This is a genomic window from Sphingomonas sp. PP-CC-3A-396 (assembly GCF_004343105.1).
Classification (GTDB): domain Bacteria; phylum Pseudomonadota; class Alphaproteobacteria; order Sphingomonadales; family Sphingomonadaceae; genus Sphingomonas.
Genome location: NZ_SLYF01000009.1, coordinates 151,417 through 177,155 on the forward strand (window position 1 = coordinate 151,417; position 25,739 = coordinate 177,155).

Sequence of the window (25,739 nt, forward strand, 5' to 3'; positions counted from 1 at the left end):
GCCTACTTCCCGCATGCCGACTGACGAAAAACCGCCTGAACGCAACTATTGCCACCTCTTGGATCACCGCAAATATAATCGCAATCGCGGCTGTCAATTACACGACAATGCCTATGGTATTGCCGGCGGCGGCAGTGAATCCGATCGATACGTGGCAGATACTGAATTCTACCGTCGAATGCGCGATCAAAACGATCCGATGGCGATCCCTGCACTGCTAGCATGTCGCGGGTTCGGTTGGTTTTTCTTCAATTATCACCCGGGGTACTGGCTTTGGCGAGGCCAGATGGTGCGGCGTTTCGTCAAGGCGCAGTCATGACGCTTGCGCCGTCGCCTATCCGGCGCGTGACCGTCGGCGCGGTGACGTTCGCCTCCGACCTGCCGTTCGTCTTCGTCAGTGGGCCATGCCAGATCGAAACCCGCGACCATAGCCTGCGGCTGGCCGACTATCTGGTCGCTGCGACACGCGCCGCCGGCGTACCGTTCGTGTTCAAGGCCTCCTACGACAAGGCAAACCGGACCTCCGGCACGGGCCAGCGCGGCATCGGTCTCGACGAAGGCCTGCGGATACTCGCCGACGTTCGCGACGCGTTCGGCTGTCCGGTGCTGACCGACGTGCACGCGGTCGACCAGGTCGCCGCGGTCGCGGACGCGGTCGACATCGTGCAGATCCCCGCCTTTCTCAGCCGGCAGACCGACCTGCTGCTCGCCGCAGGGCGATCGGGACGCGTGGTCAACGTCAAGAAGGGCCAGTTCCTCGCACCGTGGGACATGACGGCGGTCGCGGCGAAGATCGCGTCGACCGGCAACGAGGGCATCATCCTGTGCGATCGCGGCGCGAGCTTCGGCTACAACACGCTCGTATCGGACATGCGCGCGCTGCCGATCATGGCGCGCACCGGCTATCCGGTGATGTTCGACGCGACGCATTCGGTGCAGGCGCCGGGCGGTCACGGCGACTCCTCGGGTGGCGACCGCGACTTCGCGCCGGTGCTGGCGCGTGCAGCGGTCGCGGCGGGGGTCGCCGCGGTGTTCGCCGAAGCGCATGACGATCCCGCCAACGCGCCATCGGACGGGGCGATCATGTTACCACTCGACTGGATCGCGCCATTGTTGGCGAAGCTGGTCGCGATCGACGAAGTGGTGAAGGCGTAAGCGCCGCCCGTTTGCAGCGACTTCCCTCGACGCGCCAGAAACTGGGCGTCGAGGGCAATGGCCCGTTTGGCGAGGCTGGGACGGACGGCGATTCCGGCAGCGATGCCCCGGTTAAGTCCGGCGGGTCACGGACGCACGTCCCAAGTCACCGCCAGGGGCGGCGCGTTCGCGCCCACGGCGATCATCCCGTAGGCGCCGGTGCGCAACCTCGTCACGCCGGGCAAGGCGAAGCGGGCGTGTCCGCTGCTCGTGACCACCAGCAGCGTACCGGCGGCGGCGGCCAGTGCACCGCGCCAGGCACTCCGACGGGCATCGGCATCGACCTGCCACCCATCGGGGGCGACCGCATCCGTGTTCCAGGCATCGAGCGCGGGTTGCCCGACGCGCGCGAGCACGGCGGTTTCGCAGCGATCCTCGTCGGGCCCATGGTCGATCTCCCGCAGCCATTCGGCAATCGTCACCGCGCGGTCCTGCCCTGCCGCCGCCAGCAGGATCTGGGCCGTCTGTCGGGTGCGACGCAACGGACCGCAGACAACGCGATCGAAGACGATGCCGCGCCGCGCAAAATCATGACCGAGCGCGCGCGCCTGTTCACGACCGGTGACGACCAGCGGCAGATCGGTGCGGCCGCCGATCCGGCGCGGCGCATCATCCGTCCCGAAGGTATTGCCGTGGCGGACGACGAACACGCGCGCGATCATGGATCGTCCAGCGGATCGCCGTGCGCCGCGATCAACGCCTCGGCCCGGGCGATGTCCGCCTCCGTATCGATCCCCGAAATGTCGAACCGTGCCGGCGCGATCTCGACCGCATCGATCGTCAGGCCGAGCTCGAACAGGCGAAGCTGCTCGAGCCCCTCATGGCGCTCGAGTTCGGTCTGCGCAGACGCTTCGAACGCCTGCAACGCGGCCAGCCGGTATGCATAGAGCCCGACATGCCGCCATACCGGCGACAGTGTCATCGACAGCGCCCGCACGGTGGCTTCGTCGCGGATCGCCGGCAGGATCTGCTTCGAGAACCACAGCGCCCGCCCCGCGGTGGTGCGCACGCACGTGGTGCCGCTAAACGGTGCGGTTCGCTTGTGCAGGCGCAGCGCATCGAGCGCCGACCAGTCGAGCCGTACCACCGACGTCGCGATATCCGCGGTTCCGACCGACAGTGCCGCCGTCACGGCCGCGACCGCAGCAGGAGACTGGAACGGCGCGTCACCCTGGAGATTGACGACGATCCTCGGCGATAGGCCACTCTGCGTCTTCGTCGCCATCGCCGCGGCTAGCGCACGCCCAGACCCCGACGTGATCGCCCGCCGCGTCATGATCGCCTCACATCCGATTGCGCGGGCATGCGCTGCGATTTCCGGCGTGTCCGTCGCGACGACGAGCGTGGCATCGTCGAGCTGTGCGATCGCGCGTCGACCGAGCCCGATCGTTCGATGCAGCAGGCTGAGCCCGGCGATCGTCCGCAACGGCTTCATCGGCAGCCGCGACGACCCACCGCGGGCGGGGATGACCACCAGGATGGTCAGGCGATGCCTGCGCGCAACGTATCGTGCATGTGGATGACACCGAGCAGATAGCCGGCATCGGCGACGAACATCATCGTCACGCTGTTGGCCTGCATCCGGCGAAGCGCTTCGGACGCAAGCTCGTTCGGGGCGATCTTGATCGGGTTGCTCGTCATCCACGCATCGACGCGCGCGGCCATGCTGCCGCCGCCGGTGATCGTTCGGCGCAGATCGCCATCGGTGAACGCGCCGACCAGCCGGTCCTCGGCATCGACGACCGCGGTGCCCCCGAACCGCGCCCGCGTCATCTCGGTGGTCGCATCAAGCAGGCTGGCATCGGGCCGGACCTTGGGAACGTCGCCGCCGGTCGACATCAGGTCGTGCACCTTGAGCAGTTGCGCGCCCAACCGGCCATTGGGATGGAATTTGTAGAAATCGTCCGCCGAGAAACCGCGCAGGTCGACGAGCGCCATCGCCAGCGCATCGCCGAGCACGAGTTGCAGCGTCGACGAGGTGGTCGGCGTCAGCGCGATCGGGCAAGCCTCGCGCACCGCCGGGAGGTTGATCAGCACGTCCGCCGCGCGTCCCGCCGTACTGCGCGCGCGTGAGGTGATCGCGGCCATCGGGATACCGAAGCGCTTGCAATAGGTGATGATCGGCGCGAGTTCGGCGCTCTCGCCCGAGAGCGTGATCATCAGCACCAGATCCTTATCGGTGATCATGCCGAGATCGCCATGCCCCGCTTCGGCGGGGTGGAGGAACATCGCGGGCGTACCGGTCGAGGTGAGCGTCGCAGTGACCTTGCGCGCGATGATTCCGCTCTTGCCCATGCCAGTGACGATCACTCGCCCGCTAAGTCGATAGATCTGCTGCACAAGCTGTTCGAAAGCTTCGGAAAATGATCGGTCCGTGAAGCGATCAAACAGCGCTTCGAGCCCTTCCGACGTGATTGCGAGTGTCCGAAGTGCGGATGCCGCGGTTCGCGACATGCCCAATGTTCGTACTGCTACCGCCGATCTCGCCGTCATGATTATCACCCCCGTGTAATCTTTATCCTCTCAAGGCTTTGCCGATCACCGTATTCGATATCATCGAACCGGAATGCCCCCACGTCCTATACACCATTTTATTTGATCGTTGTTTTTATTGTCCGATCGAATTCAGTCCCGGATATTATCCTGAATTGTTCGCCGACAACAATAGACGATGCGTACAATATCGATATCAACGTGCCATTCCTGGATCGTTCGCAATTTTCGTCCCGGCGGCGGCGAAATCGAAACGATACCGAAACTTTTCAAGCCTAATGATCTGGTTACCAAGTTCAAACGCCTGTGGGGGGCCAGACCTATGACGATTACGACACCCGTTTTGCGGGTCGCAGCCGCATGCCTTTTCCTGAGCACCGCACCGGCGATCGCCGGCGAGATACCGACTTGCGGCAACACCGTGAGCACGCCGCGGCTGGTCTGCGACGAAGGCGCCTGCATTCGCGTCCCCGTCAAGGATCTGTGCGATGCCGTGCGTGCCGCGTATCCCGGCAAGCGGCGGGCGCTCCGCCCGAGCCGGATCGAACTGAACCCGGTCCGCGATGAATTGACGCTGCTGATCGCAAGCGTGAGCTAGGCGATTGGCGGTAAAGGCAGGCGGTGGTCAGACGCGCGGAAGTCTGGCGGGCGGCGGTCAGGCGGGTGTTCGGGGCCGCCCATCGAACACGAACGCCGCACCGGGAACGACGATGCCGGTCGCGGTCGGCGACAACGTGCCGTCTGGCTGGATATCGAGCAGCGTCACACGGTGATCGCGTTCGTGCGCGACGATCATCTGGCGCTCGTCCTCGAGCAACAGGAAGAATCGCGGCGAGGCCCCGCCGCTGGCGACATGCTGGAGCAGGACCGGTTCGCCCTCGTCATCGAGCGCGAAGACGGCGATGCTGTCGTCGCCCCGGTTCGACACGTAGAGCCGGTTGCCCGCGGCGTTTGCCGCGATGTGCGCGACGATCGACCCCTGTGCCGCATCGACCGGCAGGGTCGATACCGTACTGCGCGGGCGGAACACCGCCCCCTCGATCTCCAGGACGATCAGGTGATTGGTCAGCTCGCACGCGAGATAGGCCAACCCCGGTCGGTGGGGGTTTAGCAGAAGGTGGCGTGGCCCTGAGCCGGGTGGCGCATCCAGTGCGACGATCGGCTGACCAAGCGTACCGTCCTCGGCATCGAACGCGAACGCCAGCACCTGATCGGTGCCGAGATCGGTGGCGTAGAGCCAGCGATTATCCGGGCTGAACCCGACCCAATGCGCGTGGGGCGACTGCTGCCGATCGGGATTCGGTCCCGACCCGGTGTTTTGCCTTACGATCGGCATGCCGACCGGGAGCCCGGTCTGCGGGTCGAGCCGTTGCACCGACAGGCTGCCGCTCGCGTAATTGGCGACGGCGAACCAGCACTCGCTGCGATCGAGCGCGATGTGGCACGGCGCTACGCCGCCAGTCGGTATCCGCGCGAGGCAATCCCAGGACGCGAGGCCATCGTCGTCGTGGCTGCGGAAGACCCCGACCGACCCGCCATGTTCGTCGACCAGATAATGAAGATCGAACCGCGCGGCATGGACGCCGAACGAACAGTTCTGCGCGGGATGTGCCGGCGCGGGCGTCGTCCATTCCGCGGCACCGCGATGCAACGGATACACCCCCTCCCCGCCGCCACCGGCATAGGTCCCGATCCACAGCGATGCGGCAGGCCTGTCGGTTTGCGGTTCGGGGTCATGGCGCATCATAACCTGGGCCTTACGCTGTTCCATCGGCGAAGAAAGGCGGATCGTGTCGATCGACGATGCTCGCCCGATGGGTCGTCGCGGGGCGGGGGCGCGGTCATGCTTACCGCAATTGCAGTTATCCTCTCCCACCAGCCACCCGCGCCCTTCCCCGATCCGCTCCCCCTTGCTAAGGCCCCTCGGGTAACAGCATTTTTCGCTCGGTCCCCGACGCGCCCGCGTGGCCTATATGGCTGCTTTCCCCTTGGCGCCCGGCGGCCCGACGCCCACGGGAAGGACCCCTATGACTGCCATTGGCCAGGATACCCTCAAGACCCGCACCAGCCTCTCCACCGGCGGCAAGTCGTACGACTATTACAGCCTCGCCAAGGCGTCGGAGCAGCTCGGCGACATCAGCCGCCTGCCGTTCTCGATGAAGGTCCTTCTCGAGAACCTGCTGCGCTTCGAGGACGGCGTGACGGTCACGCGCGAGGATATCCAGGCGATCGTCGACTGGCAGAAGGAGCGTCGCAGCGACCGCGAGATCCAGTATCGCCCAGCGCGCGTCCTGATGCAGGACTTCACCGGCGTGCCCTGCGTGGTCGATCTCGCCGCGATGCGCGATGCGATGACCAAGCTCGGCGGCAACCCCGAAAAGATCAACCCGCAGGTCCCCGTCCACCTCGTCATCGATCACTCGGTGATGGTCGACGAGTTCGGCACGCCGCAGGCGTTCCACGACAACGTCGACCTCGAATACGAGCGCAACATCGAGCGCTACGAGTTCCTGAAGTGGGGCAGCAAGGCGCTCGACAATTTCCAGGTCGTCCCCCCCGGCACCGGCATCTGCCACCAGGTGAACCTCGAATATATCGGTCAGGCCGTCTGGTCGTCGGCCAGCTCGGGTGATCACGGCGACGGCACGATGATCGCGTACCCGGACACGCTGGTCGGCACTGACAGCCACACGACGATGATCAACGGTCTCGGCGTGCTCGGCTGGGGCGTCGGCGGGATCGAGGCCGAGGCCGCGATGCTCGGCCAGCCCGTGTCGATGCTGATCCCCGAGGTCGTCGGCTTCAAGCTGCTCGGCAAGCTGAACGAGGGCATCACCGCCACAGATCTCGTGCTCACCGTCACGCAGATGCTGCGCGCCAAGGGCGTGGTCGGCCGCTTCGTCGAGTTCTTCGGCCCCGGCCTGTCGTCGATGACGCTCGCCGATCGCGCGACGATCGCTAACATGGCGCCAGAATACGGCGCGACGTGCGGCTTCTTCCCGATCGACGACAAGACGCTCGACTATATGCGCCTCACCGCGCGTTCGGACGAGAATGTCGAGTTGGTCGAGGCCTATGCCAAGGCGAACGGCTTCTGGCGCGACGAGAACGCCGAGGACCCCGTCTTCACCGACACGCTCGAGCTCGACATGGGCACCGTCGTCGCGTCGCTTGCCGGCCCCAAGCGTCCGCAGGACCGCGTCAGCCTCAACAAGGTCGACGAGGTGTTCAACAGCGACCTCCACAAGCTGTACCACAAGGAGCAGCCCGCCCGCGTCGCGGTCGAAGGCCGCGAGCATGACATCGGCGACGGCGACGTCGTCATCGCAGCGATCACCAGCTGCACCAACACGTCGAACCCGTCGGTTCTGGTCGCCGCAGGGCTCGTCGCGCGCAAGGCCAACGCACTCGGCCTGAAGTCGAAGCCCTGGGTGAAGACCTCGCTCGCGCCCGGTTCGCAGGTCGTCACCGACTATCTCGACAAGGCTGGGCTCACCGCGGACCTGAACGCGCTCGGCTTCAACCTCGTCGGTTACGGTTGCACCACCTGCATCGGCAACTCGGGGCCGCTCGCGCCTGCGATCTCCGCCGCGATCAACGAGAACGACCTCGTCGCCGCGTCGGTGCTCTCGGGCAATCGCAACTTCGAGGGCCGCGTGTCGCCCGACGTCCGCGCCAACTTCCTCGCATCGCCGCCGCTGGTCGTCGCCTATGCGATCAAGGGCACCGTCACGACCGACATGATCGAGACGCCGCTGGGCCAGGGGTCTGACGGCCAGGACGTGTATCTGCGCGATATCTGGCCGACCAACGAGGAAGTCCGCACGACGATGGACGCGAACATCGACGCCGGCATGTTCGGCGCGCGTTACGGCGACGTCTATGCGGGCGACGCCAAGTGGCGCGAGATCGACGTCACGGGCTCGGACACGTACCAGTGGCGTGCGGGCTCGACCTATGTCGCCAACCCGCCCTACTTCGACGGCCTGTCGATGACCCCCGCCCCCGTGCAGGACATCATCGACGCCAAGCCGCTCGCGATCCTCGGCGATTCGATCACCACCGATCACATCTCGCCGGCCGGTTCGATCAAGGCCGACAGCCCCGCGGGCCGCTTCCTGCAGGAGCATCAGGTCAGCAAGGCGGACTTCAACAGCTATGGCGCACGCCGCGGCAACCATGACGTGATGATGCGCGGCACTTTCGCCAACATCCGCATCAAGAACGAGATGGTCCCCGGCGTCGAGGGCGGCATGTCGAAGTACGACGGCGAAGTCATGGCGATCTACGACGCCGCGATGCGCTTCAAGCAGGACGGCACGCCGCTCGTGATCGTCGCCGGCAAGGAATACGGCACCGGCTCCTCGCGCGACTGGGCGGCGAAGGGCACGAACTTGCTCGGCGTCCGCGCCGTCATCACCGAGAGCTTCGAGCGCATCCACCGCTCGAACCTGGTCGGCATGGGCGTGCTGCCGTTGCAGTTCGCCGAGGGCACCGATCGCAAGACACTCGGCCTCGACGGCTCGGAAACCTTCACGATCCTCGACGTCGCGAGCATCCGCCCGCGCCAGGACGTGACCGTGAAGATGACCCGCGCCGACGGGTCGAGCGAGACGTTCCAGACCAAGTGCCGGATCGATACCGTCAACGAGCTGGAATACTTCCTCAACGGCGGCATCCTCCACTACGTCCTGCGCAAGCTGGCCGCGTAATACCTAACGTCGTCCCGGAGCGATCCGGGACGACCATTCAATACCGTCATCCCAGCGAAAGCTGGGATATCCCCGTGAGGCAAACGTCGCCCGCCACGAGGGATATCACAGCGTTCGCTGGGATGACGTGTTTTGGCGGACGATGGACACGCGCTGTCGTCGCCTACCGTCAGCGGCCTTCGCTGGAATGACGCCGTATTGGCTAGGACGACGCGTATTGGCGGACGACGAAGTGTCGATCATTATCCCGGCCGTCATTCCAGCGAAAGCTGGAATATCCCGGTTTGGCGAGGGTCACCCACCACGAGAAATACCCCAGCTTTCGCTGGGGTGACGGATATTGGGGACGTGACGAACCCAGACGCGTGGCGGAAGGCGGACGCGTGGCGCTCGCATGCTATTCGAGCATCGTCCCAAAACGCAAAAAGGCGGGGCGACCGTGATGGTCGCCCCGTAGTTCAGGGAGAAGACCGGGACAGGGGAGACCCGGTCAAGTCGCCGTCCACAGGGGGAGAGGGAGCGGCGACACACACCCTTTCGTCCCGATATGTTGCAGCGATATGTCGGAATCGACGTGACGATAATTTAATCCGGGGATCGCAGCATGCACCCAGACGGTGGCGCTACTCCGCCTGCTCCCACCCGCCACCGAGCGCCTTGAACAACGCCACCGTCAGCTGGCGCAACTGCGCGTCGCTAGCCACCAGCTGCTCCCGGGCGGCCAGCACGTCCGTCTGCGCATCCAGCAGCGTATTCTGCGCCACGAACCCGGTCCGGTACTGCGACTCCGCCGCCTTCGCGCTGCTCTGTGCATCGACGATCGCCCGTTGCAGCGCCGCGTTCCGACGGCGCTCTGCAGCGATCTGCGCCAGCGGATCCTCGACGTCGCGCAAAGCCTGCAACACGGTCGAGCGATAGCGCAGATACGCCTGCTCACGGTCCTCCTCGCGCGACTTCACGGTCGACTTGCGCCGGCCCCAGTCGAGCAGCGGGAACTGCGCCGCGCCACTCGCGGTCAGCTGGAGACTGTCGCCGGAGAACAGATTGCCGAGCGCGGTCGAGATTAGCTGGCTCATGCCGGTGAGGCTGAACTTCGGATACATGTCCGCCACCGCGACACCGATATCCGCGGTCGAGGCAGCTAGATCGCGTTCGGCCGCGCGGATGTCAGGACGCCGCCGCAACAGCTCGGAGGGCAGGCCCGCCGGGATCGTCGGTACGCCGAGCGGAGCGACCGACGGTGCCGCGAGTTCGGTCATCAGCGTCGCGGGTGGCTCGCCCAACAGGATCGCGAGCGCGTGCATGCGGACATCGACATCGGCGCGGACCGGTTCGGCGCGCGCCTGCGTCGAGGTGACCGAAGCACGCTGGCGGGTGACGTCGATCGGCGGAACGAGGCCGACCTTAGCGATGTTGCCCGCGATCGTCAGCGCGCGTTGCTGATTGGCGATCTCGCCCTCGATCGTCGCGAGCTGCGCCTGGTCGAGCCGGAGCGCAAAATACGCCTGCGCGACTTCGGCGGCGAGCGTCACCGCGGCATCGCGCTTCGACCAGACCGCCGCCTCGGTGCGGGCGCGCGCGCCCTCGGTGCTGCGCCGGACGCCACCGAACAGGTCCAATTCCCAGCTTGCGTCGAACCCGACGGAGTAGGTCGTAATCCCGCTGCCGGGCAGCGCGATGCCGCCGGTCGAGCCAGTGCCGCCTGCCCCCGTGCCGCCGCTGAACGCGCGTGCGATCGACGAGAGGCCGGCATTCTTGCTGAACTCGATATGGCTCGGGCTGGCGCTCGCGTTGACGCTCGGCAACCCTTGCGAGCGTGCAACGATCTCCTGCAACCGCGCCTGTCGCACGCGCGAGGCAGCGATCGCGATGTCGGGATTGCCCTTCAGCGCGCGCTCGACCAGCCCGTCCAACTGCGGATCGCCAAACGCCGACCACCAGCGGGCTGGGTCAACCGAAGCACCAATACTCGCTTGCGGACCGACGAACGCCGGCGGCACCGCCATCTCCGGCGGGGTGTAGTTCGGGCCGACGGTGCACCCCGCGAGCAGGGCCGCAACCGCAACCACCATGAACCGCGCACGCATCAATGCATCCCTCCCGAGGGCGCGCCGCCGGTCTTGCCGGAGCGCATGAATAGAACCAGTGGCGCGACGCACAGCACGACCACCATCATCGCGCGAAACACGTCGAGGAACGCGAGCATCGTCGCCTGCCGCTGCATCTGGCTGTAGAGAACCGCCAAAGGTGTCGTCGCATCGCCCTGCCCGCCGAACACGCTCGTCGCCTTCTGCATCCAGTCGTTATAATTCGGATCGAGCGGATTGAGCGTCTGCGTCAGTTCCGACTGGTGCCGCTGCAACCCGCCTGCGAGCTGAGTCTGCGCGAAACAGATGCCGATCGTCCCGCCGAGATTGCGCGAGACGTTGAGCAGGCTCGACGCCTGCGCGGTCTGCGTCTGCTTGAGCCCGACATAGGCGATCGCGTTGATCGGCACGAACAGGAACGGCAACGCCATCGCCTGGAACAGCCGCGCGAACGCCGCGTCGGAGAACGCGATGTCGGCGGTCAGGTGGCTCATGTTCCACAGCGCGAACGCCTGCACCAGCAACGCCGGGAACAGCAGGAAGCGAACGTCGACCAGCCCGCTCAACCGCCCTGCGAACGGCACCATGACGAGCGTCGCCAGACCACCGGCGGTCAGCGCGAGGCCCGCGTCGAGCGAGCTGTAGCCAAGCACCTGTTGCAGCATCTGCGGTATCAGCTGCGTGGTGCCGAACAGGATCATGCCGGTGACGCCCATCACGCCGATCGTCAGCGCGAAGTTGCGGTTCTTCATCAGCTTGAGGTCGATGACCGGGTCCTTGTGGTTCAGCTCCCAGACGACGAGCGTCACCAGCGAGACCGCGGCGATGATCGCCGACATGACGATGAACCCGCTCGCGAACCAGTCCTCGCGCTCGCCGCGATCGAAGGTGAGCTCGAGGAAGCCGAGCCCGAGCGCGACCAGCGCGACGCCGACATAGTCGATCGTCAGGCCGTTCTTGAAGCGCTCGTCGCGGTCCTTCTTCACCTGATCGGGCTCGTCGACGAACGTCTCGACCAGGAACCACGCGGCGATGCCGACCGGCACGTTGATCAGGAACACCCAGTGCCAGCTCGAATATTCGACGATGTAGCCGCCGAGCGTCGGCCCGAGCACGGGGCCAACGACGACGACGATCGCGAAGGCGGCGAACGCCATCCCGCGTTGTTTCGGCGGGAAGGTGTCGGCGAGGATCGACTGTTCGACCGGCGCCAGACCGCCGCCGCCGATCCCTTGCAGCACGCGCGCAACGACCAGCGTACCGATGTTCGGCGCGAGGCCGCAGAGCAGCGACGCGAGCGTGAACAGCGCGATCGACAGAAGAAAATAGCGCTTCCGGCCGATCGCGTCGGACAGCCAGCCCGAGATCGGGATGACGATCGCGTTGGCGACGAGGTAGCTGGTCAGCACCCAGGTCGCCTGATCGGTGGTGATCGACAGCCCGCCCGAGATATGATCGAGCGCGACGTTGGCGATCGAGGTGTCGAGCACCTCCATGAAGGTCGGGATCGAAATGATCGCGACGATCAGCCACGGGCTGTACTTGCCCGCCGCCGACCGGCTTGGCGACCAGACATGACCGCCGCCCGCATCAGCTTTCGCGGGAGCTTTCGCCACCTCAGCGGACCTTGACGGTCGGCACCACCGACATGCCGGGGCCGATCGGATAGCGCTTCGGATCGGGACCGTTCTTCGCGTCGAACACGATCCGCACCGGGACGCGCTGGACCACCTTCACATAGTTGCCGGTGGCATTCTGCGGGGGCAGCAAGGCGAACGCCTGGCCCGCGCCACGCTGGATCGAGTCGACATGCCCCTTGAAGTCGACGCCGGGATACGCATCGACATGGATGTCGACGGGCTGGCCGATCTTCATCAGCGTAAGCTGCGTTTCCTTGAAGTTCGCCGTCACCCACATCTGGTCGGGGACGATCGCCATGAGCTGCGTGCCGGGCGCGACGTACGAGCCGATATTGACCGAGCGGTTGACGACCTGCCCCGCGACCGGCGCAGTCAGGCGGAGATCGCTGATGCTGACATTGGCCTGATCGACCAGCGCGCGCTTGGCGTCGATCACCGACCTGGCGGCGCCGACCTGTTTACGCGCGACCGCGATCTGCGCGGTGGCGGTGTCGATCTGCTCGCGCGCGGCGGCGGCATCGGCGGCGGTCTGGCGGGCAGTGGCGCGCGCCTGATCGAGCTGTTGGCCGGCGACCGCGCTCGGATCGAGCCGCAGCAACGCCTCGTAGCGCGCGAGATCCTGCTGCGCCTTCACGGCGGCCGCCATCGGGACGCGCGCCTGTGCGGCGGCCTGCTGGCGTTGTGCTTCGGCGGCGGTGACCTGCGCCTGCGCCTGCGCGAACTGTGCGCGGGCCTGCGATTCGTTGGCCTGCGCCTCGGCGACCTGCGCGTCTCGACCCGATGCCTTGATGACCGCGAGCAGGCGGCCGGCCTCGACGTGGCGGTTGTCGATATCGGCGACCTGCACCAGCGTGCCCGCGACCTGTGGCGCGAGGCGGACGATGTGCGTGTCGACGAACGCATCGTCGGTCGACTCGAACTGACGCGCGTGCAGCCAATAAAGCACGCCGCCGATGATCAGCCCGCCGACGACGATAACGAGGATGATCCAGAACAGCGGCTTCTTAAACACCGACGGCTTCTTGTCGTCGCCGTCGGCTTTGTCGTCGTCAGACTCGTCCTGCTGGTCGGTGTTGGACTGCTGGTCCTCGCCGTTCGGATCGGACTTGCGATCCTCGTCGTCGTGGTTGGCGTCGGAGTGGTTCTTCTGGTCGGTCATGCCTGGCCCTGTTCTTCAGCACGCATCGAATCGAGAATGGCGTCGATATTGGCGTCGATACGCGCCTTGATATCGAGGATGTCGTTGGGTTCGAGCACATCGCGATCGAGCAGTTTCAGGCAGGTCGCGCGGTTCGCCCGCAGCGTGATGACCTGCCCCATCAAGGTGATCGTCGCGATCCTGCCGGTGCGAATCTCGGCGCAACCGGTGGCGATGCAAACCAAGTCGCTGAGCCTGCGCACCATCTGACCCATCACGCCGCCATAGATGCGCTCGAACGCCTCGCCCGGCTTCATCTGTTCGCGGAGCACGAACAGCGTCCAGTCGGCGCTCTCGTTGCTGGCCATCTTGTCCGCAAGCCGGCCGAAGATGCGGTGGATCTGCGCGCGCGCTTCGCTGGCATCGTCGGCTGCGACGTCGTTCGAAAGCTCGGACGGGTCGCCCATGACAGCCGACATGCGCTCGGCGATCCGGTCGGCGGCCGCGAGGTACAAGCCCTCCTTGCCGCCGTAATGATAGGTGATCGACGACATCGCGGTGCCCGCCGCCGCGGCGATCCCGCGCGTGCTCGCCCCCTCCAGCCCCTTGGTGCCGAATTCGCTGATCGCGATGTCTAGGAGTCGGGACTGAACCACGAGCGGCGTTTAGTTCGATCGAACGAACGAGCCTAATGAAGAAGATGTCATGTTACACGAGGGTCGGCGGATCAGGGGGCGGCGGGTCACGCTGATCTTACCGTAGCCGCCCCCGTCATCCTGACGAAAGTCAGGATCCAGGGTAATCACACGCGATCCTATGTGGCACTGGATCCTGACTTTCGTCAGGATGACGGGGGTTTTGTACGATCCGTATTGCGACAGCTACGGCGTATCAAGACATACCAGAAACAGCAACGCCGGCCCCTTCGTTCGAAGGAACCGGCGTAAATCTGGTGGGCGCGGCTGGGATTGAACCAGCGACCCCACCCGTGTGAAGGGTGTGCTCTACCACTGAGCTACGCGCCCGAAACTCGTTCGGAAGCGGGCCTTTAGGCAGACCCCGTCCACCTGTCCAGCCCTTTCGATGGCGATCGCTTCGACCCTCCCCCGCCAGGGGGAGGTGGCGCCGAAGGCGACGGAGGGGGAGGACACGGAGCAGAGGTCGTCTCCAACCTCCCCCTCCGTCTGGCAAGGGCCAGCCACCTCCCCCTGTCGGGGGAGAATCGAAGGCGTCCTTAGTTGACCGCGTCCTTCAGGCCCTTGCCGGCCTTGAACTTCGGCTGGGTCGACGCCTTGATCGTCATCGGCTCGCCGGTGCGGGGATTGCGGCCGGTCGACGCCTTGCGCTTCGAGATCGAGAACGTGCCGAAACCGACCAGGCGAACCTCGTCGCCCTTCTTCAACGATGCCTCAATCGCGTCGAACACCGCCTCGACGGCCTTGACCGCGTCGGCCTTAACCAGCCCGGACGTGTCGGCAACCGTCGCGATCAGCTCCTGCTTGTTCATATAATCCCCCGGAAAAAACTCGAATCAGCCGCGATGGACTCGCGACCGCGCTCAGCGCGCAATAATGCGGCGGCTCCGTCTGCTGTCAAACGAAACCGCCGCATCATCGCGTACGATCCAAACATGGATCAGTGGTGAAGGCCACCCCCGACCGGCGCGATCGGCGCCGGCGGCAGCGCCGCCAGCTCGTCCGCATCGGTCCACTCGATCGCCTCGAGCGGTTCGGTCAGCGCCAGACGCAGCACCTCGTCGACATGGCTGACGGGAATAATCTTCAGCCCGGCCTTGATGTTCGCCGGGATCTCCGCGAGGTCCTTCTCGTTCTCTGCCGGGATTAGCACCGTCTCGATGCCCCCCCGCAGCGCCGCTAGCAGCTTCTCCTTGAGCCCACCAATCGGCAGCACGCGGCCGCGCAGCGTCACCTCGCCGGTCATCGCCACCTCGCGCCGGATCGGCACGCCGGTCAGCGTCGAGACGATCGACGTGACCATGCCGATACCCGCCGACGGACCGTCCTTCGGTACCGCACCTTCGGGCAGATGGATGTGGATATCCTTCCGTGCGAACAGGCTCGGCTTGATCCCGTAGCTTGGTGCGCGTGCCTTGACGAAGCTGAACGCGGTCTCGATCGACTCCTTCATCACGTCGCCGAGCTTACCGGTGAGCTTGGCCTGGCCCTTGCCCGCGACGGTCACGCTCTCGATCGTCAGAAGCTCGCCGCCGACTTCGGTCCAGGCGAGCCCGGTCACCGCACCGATCTGGTTCTCGGTCTCGCCGAGCCCATGACGATACTTCTGGACGCCGGCATATTCGCCGATGTTCTCGGGCGTGATCGTGACGCTGGTGGTCTTGTTCTCGAGGATCTGGCGCAGCGCCTTGCGGCACAGCTTGGCGATCTCGCGCTCGAGCGTACGCACGCCGGCCTCGCGCGTGTACTGCTGGATGAGCGTACGAAGCCCCTCCTGCGTCAGCGTGAACTCACCCGGCTTCAGGCCGTGCGCCTCGATCTGCTTCTCGACCAGATGCCGCTCGGCGATCTCGACCTTCTCGTCCTCGGTGTACCCTTCCAGACGGATGATCTCCATCCGGTCGAGCAGCGCCTGCGGCAGGTTGAGCGAGTTCGCGGTACAGACGAACATCACGTCCGACAGGTCGATATCGACCTCCAGGTAATGATCCTGGAACTTGCCGTTCTGCTCCGGATCGAGAACCTCGAGCAGCGCCGACGCCGGATCGCCGCGGAAATCCTGGCCGAGCTTGTCGATCTCGTCGAGCAGGAACAGCGGGTTCGACGTGCCGGCCTTTTTAAGGTTCGTCACGATCTTGCCCGGTAGCGAGCCAATATAGGTGCGGCGATGCCCGCGGATCTCGGCTTCGTCGCGCACGCCGCCGAGCGACTGGCGAATGAACTCGCGCCCGGTCGCCTTGGCGATCGACTTGCCGAGCGAGGTCTTGCCGACGCCCGGAGGACCGACGAGGCACAGGATCGGCCCCTTCAGCTTGTTGGTGCGCGCCTGGACGGCGAGATACTCGACGATCCGGTCCTTGACCTTCTCCAGCGCATAATGATCCTCGTCCAGCGTCACCTGCGCGGCGGCGATGTCCTTCTTGATCTTCGACTTCTTGCCCCAAGGGAGCCCGAGCAGCACGTCGAGATAATTGCGCACGACGGTCGCCTCGGCGCTCATCGGTGCCATCGTCTTGAGCTTCTTGAGCTCGGCGGTCGCCTTGCCGCGCGCTTCCTTACTCATCTTGAGCGTTGCGATCTTCTGCGTCAGCTCGGCGATCTCGTCGCCTTCGCCTTCATCACCCTCGTTGCCGAGCTCGCGCTGGATCGCCTTCAACTGCTCGTTGAGGTAATATTCGCGCTGCGTTTTCTCCATCTGGCGCTTGACGCGGCTCTTGATCTTCTTCTCGACCTGCAGGACGCCCAGTTCGCCCTCCATCGCCACCATAGCCATTTCGAGACGCTTCGACGGGTTGGTCTCGATCAGCATCGCCTGCTTCTCGGCGACCTTGATCGCGATGTTGGCGACGACCGCGTCGGACAGCTTCGACGCGTCCTCGATCTCCGACATCTGCACCGCGGTCTCGGACGCGAGCTTGCGGTTGAGCTTGGCGTAGTTCTCGAACTGATCGACCACCGAGCGCATCAGTGCGGTGACCTCGGCGCCCTCGACCTCGGCATCGGCGACCGTCTCGACCGTCGCGGTCAGGAAATCGCCGCTCTCGTCCAGCGTCTCCAGCGTCGCGCGCTGCTTGCCCTCGACCAGCACGCGGACGGTGCCGTCGGGGAGTTTCAGGAGCTGCAACACGGTCGCGGTGACGCCCATCGAATACAGGTCGTCGCGCGCGGGATCGTCCTCTGCGGGATCGACCTGCGCGACGAGATAGATCTCCTTGTCCGCCGCCATCGCCGCCTCGAGCGCGGCAACGGACTTATCGCGGCCGACGAACAGCGGCACGATCATGTGCGGGAACACGACGATGTCGCGAAGGGGAAGGACGGGGTACTGGGTCATGAACGCTCCGGTGGGTGCCTGCATGGGGGCATAATCTACAGTGTATATGGTGAGGATGAACCGTCCATCAATTGGTTGGCGGTGGTTAGGGGTTTTCGCGCGTTGCCCAAGCGCCAGCCGGGCTCCTGCGAGCGCAGGAGTCCAGGGTATCGAGCGGCGGCATTCGTGATTCTGGGTTCCTGCGTTCGCAGGAGGACCGGAGGTGCCGGATCGCACTTGTATGCAAGCCGCCCAGGCGCGAGAACGCGGCATGATCTCGCGTTTTCTTCTCGCCGCCAGCGCCACCGCGCTCCTTGCCGCCGCCCCGCTTCCCAAGAAGGGCGAACCGGCGATCACCGCGCAGACGCAGCGGTCCGGGGGCGTACTGACACCCGAGCAGACCGCACTCCAGTTCGACAGCGCGGACCTTGCGTTCGAGGTGTTGCCCGAGACCGAGAGCCTGAACGGCGTGGCAACGTTGGTCTTCACCGCGAAAGCCCCCCTCACCCGCCTGCCGATCGACCTCGACCGCAACCTGCCGGTCAGCGCGATCACGATCGATGGCGTGCCGCTCGCCCCCTCGGCATGGAGCAATCCCGAGGGTCGGCTGACGATCACGCTGCCAAAGCCCGTCCCCGCTGGCGGGAAGGTCACCGCGAAGATCACCTATGGCGGCACGCCGCACGTCGCGGTGAAGGCGCCGTGGGACGACGGGATGGTCTGGTCGAAGACGCCCGACGGCCACACTTGGTTCGCAACGACCGCGGAAGGCTATGGCTGCGACCTGTTCTGGCCATGCCTCGATTTCCCGACCGGCGAGCCCGCGCTGGTGACGCTGCACATCACCGTGCCGAAGGGGCTGAAGGCGCCGTCGAACGGCGTGCTGCTCGGCGTCGATACGCTGGCGGATGGGCGTACGACCTGGAACTGGCGCGCCAAGCATCCCAACACCTACGGCATCGCGCTGAACGTCGGGCCGTATGAGGAGATCAACGGCACGTACAAGAGCCGCTTCGGCAACAGCATCCCGATGTATTACTGGTATTTGCCGGGCGAAAAGCCGCAGGCGGAAAAGCTGTTCGCCGAGTTCGCGCCGACGCTCGATTTCTTCGAAAGCATGATCGGCCCCTACCCGTTCGGCGACGAGAAGCTCGGCGTGGTCGAGACGCCCCACAAGGGCATGGAGCACCAGACGATCAACGCGTACGGCAATAACTACGAGAAGGCGCCGGAGGGGTTCGACTGGCTGTTCCAGCACGAGTTCGCACATGAGTGGTTCGGCAACCAGCTGACGGCGGCGAACTGGGACGATTACTGGCTGCACGAGGGGTATGGCACGTACATGCAGCCGCTCTATGGCCAGTGGCGCGAGGGGCGCGCGCGCTATGCCGCGATGATGCAGGGCGAACGCACCTCGATCATGAACCTCAAGCCGATCACGCAGCAGCGCGTCACTACCGAGGAGGAGGTGTACGAACTCGACAAGGGCGGGGCTGGCCAGGACATCTACTACAAGGGCTCGTGGATGCTCCACACGCTGCGGGGACTGATCGGCGACAAGGCGTTCTTCGATGTGACCCGGCTGGCGGTCTACGGGCGCGCGGATCCGAAGCCGGGGAATTTCGCGCCGCGGTTCGGGTCGACGAAGGAATATGAGGCGCTCGTCCGGAAGGTGACGGGGAAGGACTATAATTGGTTCTTTGACGTGTATTTGCGGCAAGCGGCGCTGCCCGAACTGGTCGAGATGCGGACGGAAAATACACTATCGCTAGCGTGGAAAGTGCCGGGTAATGGCCCCTTCCCGCTGCCGGTGCAGGTGCAGGTCGATGGGAAGACGCGAGTGTTGCCGATGACGGGCGGGAGGGCGACCTTGTCCGTACCAGCCGGCGCGCACGTCGTGATCGATCCGGACGCGCTGGTGCTCCGCCGGAGTATCGCACTGGAAGACGTTGCCGCCTGGAAGGCTGCGCAAGCTGCGAAGGCTAAACCACAATGAGCGACCCATCCTTGTTCCCCCGCGAAGGCGGGGGCCCAGGAGTCGCAAGCCTTACCGCCCGTGACCCTGGACTCCCGCCTTCGCGGGAGAACGGACCTTGGGGATCGCGCGCTGCGGAGATGGCGGCGATCTTCATGGTCGGCGACGGCTTGATCGGCCTGCTCCAGCCACGCCGCCACGTCGATCTCTGGAAGGACGATGCGCTCGGCACCGAGAAACTGGTGCAGCCGTTCGTCGACCGGCCCGGCCGCCGTCGCCTCTACGCCGTCGTGCAGATCGCCGCCGGCCTCGCCTTGGCTACACGCCAGAAGCGATGACCCTACTACGGTGGCCCCTGCTGGCACTGGCGCTCGCCGGTTGCGGTTCGAGCCCCGACGCCGGCACGACCAGCCAGATCGCCAGCGGCGAACGCGTCTTCCGCCGCTGCACCGCCTGCCACACGATCGGGCAATATGCGGGCGATACCGACGGTCCGAACCTCTACGCGGTCATGGGCAACCCGATCGGCGAACGACGCCCACGCTTTTCCTATACCGCCGGGCTGAAAGCACTCGGCGGCAACTGGGATGCCAAGCGCATGGACGCCTGGCTCACCAACCCGCGCAAGATGGTGCCCGGCACGACGATGGCGTTCGCCGGCCTTCCCGATTCGAAGGACCGCGCCGACGTTATCGCCTACCTATCGACACAAGGTCCCTGAGCTTACGGCACCACCGTCGTGAACAGATAGACGCCGAGCCGACGGCTCACGCGATCTGGTTGCTGACCTCGACCAGATTCTCGTCGGGATCGTAGACATACACCGACAGGATCGGCCCGGCGGCCCCGGTCCGCTGCACCGGACCCGCGACGATCGGTATCTTCTCCCGCTGCAGATGGGCGACTACAGCGTCGATCGGAACGTCGGTCAACAGGCAGAAATCGCCGGCACCGCGCGTCGGGTGGCGGGTGTTCGGATCGACGCTCAGGTGCAGTTGCTGGAGATTGATCTTCTGCCGGCCGATTCGCAACGCCCATCGCCCCGACGCCATCTCCTCCGCCTCCATACCGAGAACCCGCCGGTAGAACGCGACCGTGGTATCGATGTCGAGCACCGTCAGGACGAAATGGTCGATCGAATCGATGCGCATGATGGTCATGGCACCACCGTCGTGAACAGATACGCTGCGAAGATCACGAGGTGGACGACGCCCTGCAACACCGTCGTCCGCCCAGTCCCCAGCGACAGCGTCGCCACAAACAGCGACAGCGCGAGCAGAGTCATGCTCTTCGCATCTATGCCGAGCGCGATCGGGAGGTCGAGCACCAGCGACACGATCGCGACGCTGGGGATCGTCAGCCCGATCGTCGCCAGCGCTGAGCCGAGCGCGAGGTTGAGGCTCGTCTGCAACCGGTTGCGCCGCGCCGATTTGTACGCGGCCAGGCTTTCTGGTGCGAGCACCAGCGCGGCGATCACGACGCCGACCACGGTCAGTGGCAAGCCGGCGCCGATCACCGCCGCCTCGATCGTCGGCGACAGCGTCTTGGCGAGCAACACCACCGAGACCAGCGCCACCAGCAATGCCGCAAACGCGATCCCCGTCGCGCGACCCGATGGCGGCGCGGCATGATCGTCTTTGTCGTCTGTCGACGGCAGGAAATAATCGCGATGACGCACAGTCTGCACCAGCACGAACGTGCCGTAGAGGATCAGCGATACGACCGCGACGAACATCAACTGCGACGCCGCGTAGGTCGGCCCCGACGTCGACGACGTGTAGTTGGGCAGCACGAGCGACAGCACCGCCATCGCCGCCAGCACGCCGAGCGCCGCGGTCATGCCCTTCAACGTAAAGCGCTGTTCGTGATGCCGCACCGCGCCTGCGAGCAGACAGATGCCGATGATGAAGTTGAGGATGATCATGATCGCCGCGAACACCGTGTCGCGCGCGAGCGTGGTCGCGTCGCCCGCGTTGGACAGCATCAGCGAGACGATCAGCGACACCTCGATCACGGTGACCGCGATCGCGAGGACGAGCGTCCCGAACGGCTCGCCGACCTTGTGCGCGATGACTTCCGCGTGATGCACGGCGGCGAGCACGCTGCCGATCAGCACGATGATCGCGGTGGCGGTGCCGAGCGTGCCCATCTTGGCGAGGCCGACGAGGACGGCGACGAGGCCAAGAACCGGGGCGATCAGCGTCCAGATCGGAAGGGCCATGCGGTCCGGCATTGTTTCTACCACGTGTTCGTTCGGTCGGTCGGCCACTTCGATCGTCATGCATGCTCCCTCGTTCCACTTGGATAACGAATGCGTGAGGGGCGATAAGGGTCCGAGTCGGAGCGATTGCGGGGCGGTCAGCATCGGGTAGGTTGCGGCGATGCTGGCGCCCGATCTTCGCAAATCGCTGGTGATGGTGGCGGAGGCGATGCGGGATGCGCGGGACCCGTGGTGGGTCATTTCCAGCGCGGCGGTGGCGCTTCACGGGGTGACGCCGATCGAGGTTGGCGATGTCGATGTTGTTATGAGCGTGGGCGATGCCCGGCGACTGATGGATGCGCTAGGCATCACACCGATCGAGGACGGCGCGAGTTCGCTATTTCGGTCGACGCTGTTCGGACGGTGGGAGACGCCACCTCTGGTCGTCGAGATCATGGCGGGGTTTCATGTTGAGACAGCAGGTAAGTGGACGGAGGTTTTGCCGAGCATGCGCGTGCCTCTCCTTGTCGAGGGGGCCGTCGTTTTCGTGCCTGAGCGAGAGGAGCTAGCCGGAATGCTCAGGCTGTTCGGGCGCCCAAAGGATCTGGAGCGGGTTCGGCTTTTGGCTTCTTAAGATAGCATCGGAGCCGCTCTCACCGTTCCCCTGACGATGGGTGACGACCGAGAGGTCGATCAGGCCCGCCGAGAAATTCTCCCCTGCAAGGGCAGGTTGCAGCGCAGGGCGCTGACGGAGGGGTGACCCGCTCGCGATAGGCCATCACCCCTCCGTCGCTTCGCGCCACCTCCCCTTGCAGGGGAGGAACGAAGTGATCTCAGCCCGGCTGCTGCCACCCGTCATCCTTACGAAAGTCAGGATCCAGGGTAAAACGGGCTGGTCTTTGTGTCTCTGGATCCTGACTTTCGTCAGGATGACGGACGGGGGTTTTCGGGCGCGTCTGCCCCAAACGAAAAAGGGCGCCGATCGCTCGACGCCCTCTCCCGTATCTCGAACCAACCCAGCGCTTAAGCGGCGTCGCCGGTCTTCTTCTTCTCCGCATAAACCCGGATCGGTTCCTTGCGGCCTTCGATCACGTCCTTGTCGATCATCACCTCGTCGACGCCGTCCATGCCGGGCAGGTCGAACATCGTGTCGAGCAGGATGCTCTCCAGGATCGAGCGAAGCCCGCGTGCGCCGGTCTTGCGTTCGATGCCCTTCTTGGCGACCGACACCAGCGCATCGTCGGTAAAGCCGAGCGCGACGTCCTCCATCTCGAACAGCTTCTGGTACTGCTTGACCAGCGCGTTCTTCGGCTCCTTGAGGATCTTCACCAGCGCGTCGACATCGAGATCCTCGAGCGTCGCGATCACCGGCAAGCGGCCGACGAACTCGGGGATCAGCCCGAACTTCAGCAGATCCTCGGGCTCGACCGACTTCAGCGTCTCGCCGGTCTTGCGCTCATCCGGTCCGGCGACATACGCGCCGAAACCGATCGACTTGCCCTGGAGGCGATCGCCGATGATCTTCTCGAGACCCGAGAACGCACCGCCGCAGATAAACAAGATGTTGGTCGTATCCACCTGCAGGAATTCCTGCTGCGGATGCTTCCGGCCACCCTGCGGAGGAACCGAGGCGGTGGTGCCTTCCATCAGCTTGAGCAACGCCTGCTGCACGCCTTCGCCCGACACATCGCGCGTGATCGACGGGTTCTCGGCCTTGCGCGAAATCTTGTCGATCTCGTCGATATAGACGATCCCGCGCTGCGCCCGTTCGACGTTGTAGTCCGACGCCTGGAGCAGCTTGAGGATGATGTTCTCGACATCCTCGCCGACATACCCCGCCTCGGTGAGCGTCGTCGCATCGGCCATCGTGAACGGTACGTCGAGGATGCGGGCGAGCGTCTGCGCGAGCAGCGTCTTGCCGCACCCGGTCGGCCCGACGAGCAGGATGTTCGACTTCGACAGCTCGACATCGGCACCCTTGGCGCCGTGGTTGAGCCGCTTGTAGTGATTGTGCACCGCCACCGACAGCACGCGCTTGGCGCGCTTCTGGCCGATCACGTAATCGTCGAGGACGTCGCAGATCTCCTGCGGAGTCGGCACGCCGCCGTCCTTCTTGGACACCAGCGCAGACTTCGTCTCCTCACGGATGATGTCGTTGCATAGCTCGACGCACTCGTCGCAGATGAAGACCGTCGGCCCGGCGATCAACTTGCGGACCTCGTGCTGCGACTTCCCGCAGAACGAGCAATAGAGGGTGCTCTTCGAGTCGCCACCGCTCAGCTTCGTCATTCAATCACCTCTCGCGCATGTCGGTGCACGTGCCGTTTCCGGGGCCGCTACCGTAACGCACCCCGGAGTTCCTACAATCAAATAAACCGGCGGGGTTTACGATTCACCCCATGCCCGTCTCGTTCAAGCGGGTTTCGGGGCATCCTCGGATACCGCCGGACGCTTGTCGAACACTTCGTCGATCAGCCCGAAATCCTTCGCTTCGTTCGCTTCGAGGAACGTATCGCGGTCCATCCGGCGTTCGATCTCTTCGATCGGCTGACCGGTATACTGCGAATACAGCTCGTTCATGCGCTTGCGGATGCGCAGGATCTCGCGTGCCTGGATCTCGATGTCGCTGGCCATGCCCTGTGCACCACCCGATGGCTGATGGATCATGATGCGCGCGTTGGTCATTGCGACGCGCATGCCGGGCTCGCCGCTCGCGAGCAGGAAGCTGCCCATCGACGCGGCCTGGCCGATGCAGACGGTGCCGACGCGCGGACGGATGTACCGCATCGTGTCGTGAATCGCCATGCCCGCCGTGACGACACCGCCCGGCGAGTTGATGTACATGAAGATGTCCTTCTTCGGGTTCTCGGACTCGAGGAAGAGCAGCTGTGCGGTGATCAGCGAGGCCATGCCGTCCTCGACGCCACCGGTCACGAAGATGATGCGCTCGCGGAGCAGGCGCGAGAAGATGTCGAACGAACGCTCGCCGCGGTTCGACTGCTCGATGACGATGGGAACCAGGCCTGCTTGCGTCTGCTGCAGGCCGAGCCCGGCGCTGGCCAACGGGCTCGCGAAATCGCCGGTCTCGAACGGATTGTGCATGGAAATCTCTCTTATGCCCCAGTGAACCGCTAACATCGGCGGTCCGGGAGGGGAGTTCAAGCCCTGCCTGCCCGTCGGCGCGGGGACTGCTTACCCTCGCCCCTCCGGGGAGAGGGAGGGGCCCGCACGCACTTGCGGGTGGGAGGGTGAGGGGATGTTGGGATCCGCCAACCTCCCCTCACCCTCCCGTCGCCAAAGCGGCTCCTCCTTCCCTCTCCCCGAAGGGGCGAGGGAGTTAGATGCCTGGGGCGGGGTAGGCCAGGTAGGCTAGGCGACGGACTTCGCGGCGGCCTCTTACGACCGTGTCTAGAATCAGGCCGGTGAAGACGTTCAGCGCGGCGAAGATGCCGAGGCCGGTGATCAGGATCGCGGTCGGGAAGCGTGGGACCTGGTGGATCTCGATGTACGTCAGCACCAGCGGGATGCCGAGGATCAGCGCGAGCAGGCCGAACACGCTGCCGATCGCGCCGAAGAACCAGAGCGGGCGCTCGATCCGGTACAGCGTCATGATCGTGCGGAGGATGCGCCAGCCGTCGCCGTAGGTGCTGAGCTTCGATTCGGAGCCTTCGGGACGCGCGTAATAGGGCGTCTCGACCTCGCCGATCGGCATCTTGAGTTCGAGCGCGTGGACGCTGATCTCGGTCTCGATCTCGAACCCGGCGGACAGCGAAGGGAAGCTCTTCACGAACCGGCGGGAGAAGACGCGATACCCTGAGAGGATGTCGGTGAAGCTGCGGCCGAACAGGCGGGCGAGCATACCGGTGAGCAGCGCGTTGCCGAAGCGGTGCCCGCGGCGATAGCTTTCCTGGACCTGGCTGATGCGCGAGCCGACGACCATGTCGAGCTGCTCGTCGAGGACGCGAGCGACCAGATTCGGGGCGGAGGCGGCGTCGTAGGTCGCGTCCCCATCGGCCATGACGTAGATGTCGGCGTCGATGTCGGCGAACATGCGGCGGACGACCGCGCCCTTGCCCTGGATGCGCTCGGTTCGCACGACCGCGCCCGCAGCGCGCGCGACCTCGATCGTGCGATCGGCGCTGTTGTTATCGTAGACGTAGATCGTGGCGCCCGGCAGCGCGTCCCGGAAGCCCGCGATCGTCTGCGCGATCGCAGCGTCCTCGTTGTAGCACGGGAGCAGGACGGCGATTCTCGGTTCGGTCATGGCCTGTCCTGCGAAGTTGATAGACGGG

Annotated in this window: 23 protein-coding genes and 1 tRNA gene; 8 read left to right on the top strand and 16 right to left on the bottom strand. The window is 65.2% G+C overall.

Features of this window, described 5'->3' with window-relative positions; all coding sequences use genetic code 11:
• The first annotated feature begins 13 nt into the window (after positions 1 to 13).
• Positions 14 to 319 carry a hypothetical protein gene (locus C8J40_RS17460; RefSeq protein WP_132898079.1) on the top strand — a complete coding sequence of 102 codons (306 nt, stop codon included), beginning with the start codon at positions 14 to 16 and terminating at the stop codon, positions 317 to 319.
• Positions 316 to 1,155, top strand: coding sequence for a 3-deoxy-8-phosphooctulonate synthase (gene kdsA / locus C8J40_RS17465; protein WP_132898080.1), 840 nt, complete (start codon positions 316 to 318; stop codon positions 1,153 to 1,155). The genes C8J40_RS17460 and kdsA overlap by 4 nt, the downstream gene beginning before the upstream one ends.
• 125 nt (positions 1,156 to 1,280) lie before the next feature.
• Here kdsA and C8J40_RS17470 read toward each other — a convergent pair whose 3' ends face one another.
• The 3 genes from C8J40_RS17470 to C8J40_RS17480 are packed head-to-tail and all read right to left on the bottom strand — an operon-like array spanning position 1,281 to position 3,504.
• Positions 1,281 to 1,856, bottom strand: a complete 576-nt coding sequence (locus C8J40_RS17470) for a histidine phosphatase family protein (protein ID WP_132898081.1) — start codon at positions 1,854 to 1,856, stop codon at positions 1,281 to 1,283.
• Positions 1,853 to 2,668 (bottom strand): 3-deoxy-manno-octulosonate cytidylyltransferase, encoded by an 816-nt coding sequence (kdsB, locus tag C8J40_RS17475; protein ID WP_132741478.1) that lies wholly within the window; start codon positions 2,666 to 2,668, stop codon positions 1,853 to 1,855. The genes C8J40_RS17470 and kdsB overlap by 4 nt, the downstream gene beginning before the upstream one ends.
• An 8-nt stretch (positions 2,669 to 2,676) precedes the next feature.
• Positions 2,677 to 3,504 carry a KpsF/GutQ family sugar-phosphate isomerase gene (locus tag C8J40_RS17480; protein ID WP_243643455.1) on the bottom strand — a complete coding sequence of 276 codons (828 nt, stop codon included), beginning with the start codon at positions 3,502 to 3,504 and terminating at the stop codon, positions 2,677 to 2,679.
• Positions 3,505 to 4,009: 505 nt separating this feature from the next.
• Here C8J40_RS17480 and C8J40_RS17485 point away from each other — a divergent pair.
• Entirely contained in the window at positions 4,010 to 4,285 is a 276-nt protein-coding gene (locus C8J40_RS17485; RefSeq protein ID WP_132741474.1) for a hypothetical protein, read from the top strand.
• A gap of 57 nt (positions 4,286 to 4,342) precedes the next feature.
• Here the strand turns inward: C8J40_RS17485 and C8J40_RS17490 are convergent, their stop codons facing one another.
• Entirely contained in the window at positions 4,343 to 5,434 is a 1,092-nt protein-coding gene (locus C8J40_RS17490; protein WP_243693472.1) for a lactonase family protein, read from the bottom strand.
• A gap of 280 nt (positions 5,435 to 5,714) precedes the next feature.
• Here C8J40_RS17490 and acnA point away from each other — a divergent pair, with 280 nt between their 5' ends.
• Positions 5,715 to 8,399 (top strand): aconitate hydratase AcnA, encoded by a 2,685-nt coding sequence (gene acnA, locus C8J40_RS17495; RefSeq protein WP_132898082.1) that lies wholly within the window; start codon positions 5,715 to 5,717, stop codon positions 8,397 to 8,399.
• Positions 8,400 to 9,022: 623 nt separating this feature from the next.
• Here the strand turns inward: acnA and C8J40_RS17500 are convergent.
• From C8J40_RS17500 to lon, 7 genes are all read right to left on the bottom strand, one after another.
• Complete coding sequence (locus C8J40_RS17500; RefSeq protein WP_132898083.1) at positions 9,023 to 10,486, bottom strand: efflux transporter outer membrane subunit; 1,464 nt, start codon at positions 10,484 to 10,486, stop codon at positions 9,023 to 9,025.
• Positions 10,486 to 12,102: a DHA2 family efflux MFS transporter permease subunit gene (locus C8J40_RS17505; protein WP_132898084.1), complete on the bottom strand. Its 1,617-nt coding sequence runs from the start codon at positions 12,100 to 12,102 to the stop codon at positions 10,486 to 10,488. Before C8J40_RS17505 ends, C8J40_RS17500 begins: the two co-directional genes overlap by 1 nt.
• Before the next feature lies 1 nt (position 12,103).
• A complete protein-coding gene (locus C8J40_RS17510; RefSeq protein WP_132898085.1) occupies positions 12,104 to 13,285 on the bottom strand; it encodes an HlyD family secretion protein in 1,182 nt (393 codons plus the stop codon).
• Positions 13,282 to 13,920, bottom strand: a complete 639-nt coding sequence (locus C8J40_RS17515) for a CerR family C-terminal domain-containing protein (protein ID WP_132898086.1) — start codon at positions 13,918 to 13,920, stop codon at positions 13,282 to 13,284. The genes C8J40_RS17510 and C8J40_RS17515 overlap by 4 nt, the downstream gene beginning before the upstream one ends.
• Positions 13,921 to 14,214: 294 nt before the next feature.
• A tRNA-Val gene (locus C8J40_RS17520) sits at positions 14,215 to 14,289 on the bottom strand.
• A gap of 209 nt (positions 14,290 to 14,498) precedes the next feature.
• Positions 14,499 to 14,771 carry an HU family DNA-binding protein gene (locus C8J40_RS17525; protein WP_056048186.1) on the bottom strand — a complete coding sequence of 91 codons (273 nt, stop codon included), beginning with the start codon at positions 14,769 to 14,771 and terminating at the stop codon, positions 14,499 to 14,501.
• Between the two features lie 128 nt (positions 14,772 to 14,899).
• Positions 14,900 to 17,293, bottom strand: a complete 2,394-nt coding sequence (gene lon, locus C8J40_RS17530; RefSeq protein WP_132741460.1) for an endopeptidase La — start codon at positions 17,291 to 17,293, stop codon at positions 14,900 to 14,902.
• 250 nt (positions 17,294 to 17,543) lie between these two features.
• Here lon and C8J40_RS17535 point away from each other — a divergent pair, with 250 nt between their 5' ends.
• From C8J40_RS17535 to C8J40_RS17545, 3 genes are all read left to right on the top strand, one after another.
• Complete coding sequence (locus tag C8J40_RS17535; protein WP_132898087.1) at positions 17,544 to 19,268, top strand: M1 family metallopeptidase; 1,725 nt, start codon at positions 17,544 to 17,546, stop codon at positions 19,266 to 19,268.
• A gap of 119 nt (positions 19,269 to 19,387) precedes the next feature.
• Positions 19,388 to 19,585 carry a hypothetical protein gene (locus tag C8J40_RS17540; protein WP_132898088.1) on the top strand — a complete coding sequence of 66 codons (198 nt, stop codon included), beginning with the start codon at positions 19,388 to 19,390 and terminating at the stop codon, positions 19,583 to 19,585.
• Positions 19,582 to 19,968 carry a c-type cytochrome gene (locus tag C8J40_RS17545; protein WP_132898089.1) on the top strand — a complete coding sequence of 129 codons (387 nt, stop codon included), beginning with the start codon at positions 19,582 to 19,584 and terminating at the stop codon, positions 19,966 to 19,968. The genes C8J40_RS17540 and C8J40_RS17545 overlap by 4 nt, the downstream gene beginning before the upstream one ends.
• 46 nt (positions 19,969 to 20,014) lie before the next feature.
• On the opposite strand, the gene C8J40_RS17550 is transcribed toward C8J40_RS17545, so the two are convergent.
• Positions 20,015 to 20,407 carry a VOC family protein gene (locus C8J40_RS17550; protein WP_132898090.1) on the bottom strand — a complete coding sequence of 131 codons (393 nt, stop codon included), beginning with the start codon at positions 20,405 to 20,407 and terminating at the stop codon, positions 20,015 to 20,017.
• The gene (locus C8J40_RS17555) at positions 20,404 to 21,528 is read right to left on the bottom strand and encodes an ionic transporter y4hA (protein WP_132898091.1); all 1,125 of its coding nucleotides are present in this window, start codon (positions 21,526 to 21,528) and stop codon (positions 20,404 to 20,406) included. Before C8J40_RS17555 ends, C8J40_RS17550 begins: the two co-directional genes overlap by 4 nt.
• Before the next feature lie 100 nt (positions 21,529 to 21,628).
• On the opposite strand from C8J40_RS17555, the gene C8J40_RS17560 reads away from it, so the two are divergent.
• A complete protein-coding gene (locus C8J40_RS17560) occupies positions 21,629 to 22,081 on the top strand; it encodes a hypothetical protein (protein WP_132898092.1) in 453 nt (150 codons plus the stop codon).
• 389 nt (positions 22,082 to 22,470) lie between these two features.
• Here C8J40_RS17560 and clpX read toward each other — a convergent pair whose 3' ends face one another.
• From clpX to C8J40_RS17575, 3 genes are all read right to left on the bottom strand, one after another.
• A complete protein-coding gene (clpX, locus tag C8J40_RS17565) occupies positions 22,471 to 23,736 on the bottom strand; it encodes an ATP-dependent Clp protease ATP-binding subunit ClpX (RefSeq protein ID WP_056048170.1) in 1,266 nt (421 codons plus the stop codon).
• Positions 23,737 to 23,859: 123 nt separating this feature from the next.
• Positions 23,860 to 24,549, bottom strand: coding sequence for an ATP-dependent Clp protease proteolytic subunit (locus C8J40_RS17570; RefSeq protein WP_056048165.1), 690 nt, complete (start codon positions 24,547 to 24,549; stop codon positions 23,860 to 23,862).
• Between the two features lie 235 nt (positions 24,550 to 24,784).
• Positions 24,785 to 25,711 carry a glycosyltransferase family 2 protein gene (locus C8J40_RS17575; protein ID WP_060524405.1) on the bottom strand — a complete coding sequence of 309 codons (927 nt, stop codon included), beginning with the start codon at positions 25,709 to 25,711 and terminating at the stop codon, positions 24,785 to 24,787.
• Positions 25,712 to 25,739 lie beyond the last annotated feature (28 nt).

Coding starts and splice junctions, on each gene's coding strand:
- C8J40_RS17460 (WP_132898079.1), top strand. CDS start 14: ATGCCGACTGACGAAAAACCGCCTGAACGCAACTATTGCCACCTCTTG.
- C8J40_RS17540 (WP_132898088.1), top strand. CDS start 19,388: ATGGCGGCGATCTTCATGGTCGGCGACGGCTTGATCGGCCTGCTCCAG.
- C8J40_RS17550 (WP_132898090.1), bottom strand. CDS start 20,407: ATGACCATCATGCGCATCGATTCGATCGACCATTTCGTCCTGACGGTG.
- C8J40_RS17545 (WP_132898089.1), top strand. CDS start 19,582: ATGACCCTACTACGGTGGCCCCTGCTGGCACTGGCGCTCGCCGGTTGC.
- clpX (WP_056048170.1), bottom strand. CDS start 23,736: ATGACGAAGCTGAGCGGTGGCGACTCGAAGAGCACCCTCTATTGCTCG.
- acnA (WP_132898082.1), top strand. CDS start 5,715: ATGACTGCCATTGGCCAGGATACCCTCAAGACCCGCACCAGCCTCTCC.
- C8J40_RS17555 (WP_132898091.1), bottom strand. CDS start 21,528: ATGACGATCGAAGTGGCCGACCGACCGAACGAACACGTGGTAGAAACA.
- C8J40_RS17525 (WP_056048186.1), bottom strand. CDS start 14,771: ATGAACAAGCAGGAGCTGATCGCGACGGTTGCCGACACGTCCGGGCTG.
- C8J40_RS17575 (WP_060524405.1), bottom strand. CDS start 25,711: ATGACCGAACCGAGAATCGCCGTCCTGCTCCCGTGCTACAACGAGGAC.
- kdsA (WP_132898080.1), top strand. CDS start 316: ATGACGCTTGCGCCGTCGCCTATCCGGCGCGTGACCGTCGGCGCGGTG.
- C8J40_RS17560 (WP_132898092.1), top strand. CDS start 21,629: ATGCTGGCGCCCGATCTTCGCAAATCGCTGGTGATGGTGGCGGAGGCG.
- C8J40_RS17485 (WP_132741474.1), top strand. CDS start 4,010: ATGACGATTACGACACCCGTTTTGCGGGTCGCAGCCGCATGCCTTTTC.
- lon (WP_132741460.1), bottom strand. CDS start 17,293: ATGACCCAGTACCCCGTCCTTCCCCTTCGCGACATCGTCGTGTTCCCG.
- C8J40_RS17500 (WP_132898083.1), bottom strand. CDS start 10,486: ATGCGTGCGCGGTTCATGGTGGTTGCGGTTGCGGCCCTGCTCGCGGGG.
- C8J40_RS17535 (WP_132898087.1), top strand. CDS start 17,544: ATGATCTCGCGTTTTCTTCTCGCCGCCAGCGCCACCGCGCTCCTTGCC.
- C8J40_RS17490 (WP_243693472.1), bottom strand. CDS start 5,434: ATGATGCGCCATGACCCCGAACCGCAAACCGACAGGCCTGCCGCATCG.
- C8J40_RS17570 (WP_056048165.1), bottom strand. CDS start 24,549: ATGCACAATCCGTTCGAGACCGGCGATTTCGCGAGCCCGTTGGCCAGC.
- C8J40_RS17470 (WP_132898081.1), bottom strand. CDS start 1,856: ATGATCGCGCGCGTGTTCGTCGTCCGCCACGGCAATACCTTCGGGACG.
- C8J40_RS17510 (WP_132898085.1), bottom strand. CDS start 13,285: ATGACCGACCAGAAGAACCACTCCGACGCCAACCACGACGACGAGGAT.